Origin of the sequence: Aeromicrobium phragmitis, assembly GCF_003674095.1 — a bacterium.
GTDB lineage: Bacteria > Actinomycetota > Actinomycetes > Propionibacteriales > Nocardioidaceae > Aeromicrobium > Aeromicrobium phragmitis.
The window spans coordinates 1-296 of record NZ_RDBF01000285.1 but is presented as its reverse complement, the minus strand read 5'-3'; the positions used below and the strand labels follow the sequence as shown (position 1 = coordinate 296).

Annotated in this window: 1 protein-coding gene; it reads left to right on the top strand. The window is 63.2% G+C overall.

Annotated features, from left to right (window positions below; all coding sequences use genetic code 11):
* Positions 1–296: hypothetical protein (locus D9V41_RS18185; RefSeq protein WP_208006954.1), on the top strand; the 296-nt coding region annotated here is incomplete at both ends.

Sequence of the window (296 nt, the reverse complement as noted above, 5' to 3'; positions counted from 1 at the left end):
AGCGTCGGTGTCCGTTGGAACCCCCGTCGGTGAGATCAGCTCGCTGACCTTCAGCGATTGCACGGCAACGGCCCTCGGGTTCGACGTCGTGGTGACGATGACCGCGCAGGACATCGTCGTCCGTGACCATCCGACCAATGCCGGTGACCCTGTGCCGGTCGACATTCAGGTCGATGCCAACATCACGGGCACCGGCTGTGACTTCGATGCGTCGGGCTCGGTTCGTGGCGAGATCATCCCAGGCGACAGCAGCAACGACGGCTACATCGAGTTGCAGCCCGGTTACGACCTGGTGA